The 4,159-nt window shown below is 56.6% G+C and carries 5 protein-coding genes; 1 reads left to right on the top strand and 4 read right to left on the bottom strand.

Translation table 11 applies throughout. The features are described 5' to 3' along the window. Positions 1-1,566 (bottom strand): glutamine-hydrolyzing GMP synthase, encoded by a 1,566-nt coding sequence (guaA, locus tag PROAA_RS01410; RefSeq protein ID WP_186409604.1) that lies wholly within the window; start codon positions 1,564-1,566, stop codon positions 1-3. Between the two features lie 74 nt (positions 1,567-1,640). Continuing rightward, complete coding sequence (gene guaB, locus PROAA_RS01415; protein WP_186409605.1) at positions 1,641-3,101, bottom strand: IMP dehydrogenase; 1,461 nt, start codon at positions 3,099-3,101, stop codon at positions 1,641-1,643. 62 nt (positions 3,102-3,163) lie between these two features. Between guaB and PROAA_RS01420 the strand changes: the two genes are divergently transcribed. After that, on the top strand, positions 3,164-3,613 hold the full coding sequence (locus PROAA_RS01420; RefSeq protein ID WP_186409606.1) for a DUF4124 domain-containing protein: 450 nt from the start codon (positions 3,164-3,166) through the stop codon (positions 3,611-3,613). Positions 3,614-3,639: 26 nt separating this feature from the next. Here the strand turns inward: PROAA_RS01420 and PROAA_RS01425 are convergent, their stop codons facing one another. Further along, positions 3,640-3,951: an RnfH family protein gene (locus PROAA_RS01425; protein ID WP_186409607.1), complete on the bottom strand. Its 312-nt coding sequence runs from the start codon at positions 3,949-3,951 to the stop codon at positions 3,640-3,642. Beyond that, on the bottom strand, positions 3,944-4,159 hold a 216-nt coding region (locus PROAA_RS01430), incomplete at its 5' end, for an SRPBCC family protein (protein WP_281182213.1). The genes PROAA_RS01430 and PROAA_RS01425, both read right to left, overlap by 8 nt.

Consider the following 4,159-nt stretch of genomic DNA (forward strand, 5'->3'; position numbering starts at 1 on the left):
TTATTCCCACTCGATCGTCGCTGGTGGCTTGCCGGAAATGTCATACACTACCCGGTTGATGCCGCGGACCTCGTTGATGATGCGATTAGATACCTTGCCGAGCAGGCTGTGCGGCAGTTCGGCCCAGTACGCGGTCATGAAATCCTGGGTCTCGACGGCGCGCAAGGCAACAACGTATTCATAGGTACGGCCGTCGCCCATCACGCCAACCGACTTCACTGGCAGAAAAACGGCAAAAGCCTGGCTGGTTTTTTCGTACCAGCCGGCAGCGCGCAATTCGTCGATGAAGATGGCGTCGGCGCGGCGCAGAAGATCGGCAAATTCAGGCTTCACTTCGCCAAGGATGCGAACCCCCAGCCCCGGCCCCGGGAACGGGTGCCGATAGACCATTTCGTGTGCCAGGCCGAGCGCCACGCCGAGCTCGCGCACTTCGTCCTTGAACAGCTCGCGCAAGGGCTCAAGCAGTTTCAGATTGAGCGTTTCCGGTAGTCCGCCGACGTTGTGGTGGCTTTTGATGGTGTGCGCCTTCCTGGTTTTTGCACCCGCCGACTCAATTACATCCGGGTAGATCGTTCCTTGCGCCAGCCACTTGGCGTTAGCCCGTTTCTGCGACTCGACCTGAAAGACCTCGACGAACTCGCGGCCAATGATTTTGCGCTTCTGCTCGGGATCGGACACACCCTTGAGATGACTCATGAATTGCTCGGTAGCATTGACATGAATCACTCTGACGCCAAGATTGCGCGCAAAGGTATCCATCACCTGCTCGGCTTCATCCAGACGCAGTAAGCCGTTGTCGACGAAAACGCAGGTCAGTTGGTCACCAATGGCACGGTGGATCAGTGCGGCTGCAACCGAAGAGTCGACGCCGCCTGAGAGACCAAGGATGACTTCATCCTGGCCAACCTGGGCGCGAATCCTGGCGACCGCTTCATCGATATATCCTGGCATCGTCCAGTCGTTTCTGCAGCCGCAGATGTCATGCACGAAGCGGGAAAAAATCTGCTTTCCCTTGAGCGTGTTGGTGACTTCGGGGTGAAACAGGACCGCGTAGAACTTGCGCGACTCGTCGGCCATGGCAGCGATCGGGCACGTTGAGTTGCTGGCGATCACCTTGAAGCCGGGCGGCAACTCGGTAACCTTGTCGCCGTGGCTCATCCATACGTCAAGCAAGCCATGGCCCGCATCGTTGCTGCGATCCTGCAAGCCCTTCAGTAGTTCTGAATGCCCGCGGGCGCGGACCTCCGCGTAGCCGAACTCGCGCTTGCCCGAGCTCTCGACTTTGCCTCCTAGTTGCTGAGCCATGGTCTGCATGCCGTAACAGATGCCCAGAACGGGTATGCCCAGATCAAAAACGACCTGCGGAGCGCGCCATTCTTCACTTTCGTAGACCGAATTCGGTCCGCCGGACAGGATGATTCCCTGTGGATTGAATTGACGAACAAAATCCTCGCTCACATCAAACGGATGCAGTTCGCAATAGACCTGTTGCTCACGCACGCGGCGGGCAATGAGTTGGGAAACCTGAGAACCGAAGTCGAGGATGAGAATTTTCTGGTGAGTCATGAGCGAGCCTGGAATAAAGGAAGGCGGCGAAGAGGTACAAACCCTCCAAGCCGCCCGGCCGGATTCGGAATCAATCAGTCCACGTGGTAATTTGGCGCTTCCTTGGTGATCTGCACGTCATGCACATGTGACTCACGAACGCCGGACGCAGTAATTTCAACGCATTCTGCGCGCTCGTGTAATTCCTCGATCGTCGCGCAACCCAGATAGCCCATGGAAGAACGCAAGCCCCCGGTCAACTGGTGGATCACCGCCAACACGGAACCTTTGTAAGGCACACGCCCTTCAATGCCTTCCGGTACCAGTTTGTCGATGTTCGATCCACTGTCCTGGAAATAACGATCTGCCGCTCCCGCAGCCATCGCGCCTATCGATCCCATGCCGCGGTAGGATTTGTAGGATCGCCCCTGGTAGAGTTCGACGTCACCCGGAGCCTCTTCGGTGCCGGCAAACAATCCGCCGAGCATGACCGCATTGGCACCGGCGGCAATCGCTTTGCAGATATCCCCGGAATAACGAATCCCGCCATCAGCAATCATGGGCACACCGGTATTCGTGAGCGCGTCGGAAACCATCTGAATGGCCGTAATCTGGGGCACACCGACACCTGCCACAATGCGTGTTGTGCAAATGGAACCCGGGCCAATGCCCACTTTGACACCGTCGGCGCCATGATCGATCAAGGCGCGTGCGGCATCGGCCGTGGCAATATTACCGCCAACAACCTCCACCTGCGGCAGGTTTCTCTTGACCCACTGCACACGCTCCAGAACCCCTTGCGAGTGTCCGTGTGCGGTATCGACCACGATTACATCGACGCCGGCTTCGGCAAGCAATTCTGCGCGCTCTGCCGTGCCCGCACCGACACCAATAGCTGCGCCGACGCGGAGTCGGCCCGAACCGTCCTTGCTGGCCAGCGGATGCTCGGTAGTCTTGATGATGTCCTTGACGGTGATCAGACCACGAAGTTCGAACGCGTCATTGACGACCAGCACACGCTCCAGGCGATGCTTGTGGATCAGCGCCTTGCCCTCCTCAACCGTAGCGCCCTCCTTAACCGTCACCAGCCGGTCGCGCGGCGTCATGATGTTCCGGACCGGTTGATCGAGGTTGGTTTCGAAGCGCAAGTCGCGGTTGGTCACAATACCGACGACAACCTTGCCTTCAAGCACGGGGAAACCGGAAATCTTGTGCAATACGGTCAATTCGAAAACCTCCCGCACCGACATGGTGGGTGGGACAGTAATCGGATCTTTCAAAATGCCCGACTCGAAACGCTTGACCTTCGCCACTTCAGACGCCTGGGCTTTCGGGCTGAGATTCTTGTGTACGATGCCGATGCCGCCCTCCTGCGCCAATGCAATGGCAAGACGCGCTTCGGTAACGGTGTCCATGGCTGCGGACACAAGTGGCATATTGAGAGAAATGTTGCGTGTCAGGCGGGTTCGGAGACTGACATCGCGAGGCAGGACCTCGGAGTGTGCTGGCACGAGAAGGACATCATCAAACGTTAATGCCCTCTGAATTAAACGCATGGCCTATGATCCTGGGTCACAAATAAGTATTATACCGTATGCCTTGCTAGGACCGGATGACCATGAAACGATTTGTCTTTACTCTCGCCGTAACCGCTCTCTTCGCCGCAGCCGGCGTAAACGCTCAGGTTTACCAGTGGAAGGATGAGAACGGAAAGACGATCTATTCGGACAAGCCCCCAATCGGAGCTCCTGGCCAGCCGCAGAAGATTCATGCGCCCTCCCCCGCCGCAAGCTCTGCAACGCAGAAGACGCTGGCTGATCGAGACCTGGAATTCCGCAAGCGCCAGAAAGAATCCCAGGAAAGTGCTGAGAAAGCGCAGAAGGAGCAATCCGCTTCAGCCGAAAAGCAGCAATACTGTGATAACACGCGACGTCGCTTGCAGGCACTTGAATCCGGCGAACGAATCTCCATGCATGACGACAAGGGTGAGCGTTATTACATGGATGATGCGCAACGTGAAAAGGAAATTACGAAGGCGCGCCAAGACATCGGCTCGAATTGCAGGTAAAGGTACGCGTCTTGGTGAAGCACGCCTTATAGTTCTGCCGCACCTTTTTTCATGGCTTTGCCGTCTGCCGCCCTCTGCTTGCGCACTTCCTTCGGATCGGCAATCAACGGCCGGTAAATTTCCACGCGATCCCGATCGCGCAATGGCGCATCCGGCTTGACGAGTTTGGCAAAGACACCAAGCTTGTTATTGGCAAGATCGATCTCGGGATATTTCTGCAGAATGCCGCAAGCTTCAACGGCTTGGCGCACGGTCGCCCCTGCGGGCATCTGGATGGAAAAGATCTCCTGTTCCTGCGGCAAGGGGTAAACCACTTCGACGCGAATCGGTTCAGGCATTCGAAACCCCATAGAACTGGTTGGCTCGCATGACAAATGCGTCAACGAAGGTGTTCGCGATCTGGCTGAAAACCGGGCCGATGACCTTTTCAAAAACCTTGCTGGAAAACTCGTAAGAAAGCCTGAATTCGATTTTGCAGGCATTGTCGGTCAACGGTTTGAAATACCATATCCCTTCGAGCCTGCGAAACGGGCCATCAATGAGTTT

Source organism: Candidatus Propionivibrio aalborgensis, from assembly GCF_900089945.1.
GTDB lineage: Bacteria > Pseudomonadota > Gammaproteobacteria > Burkholderiales > Rhodocyclaceae > Propionivibrio > Propionivibrio aalborgensis.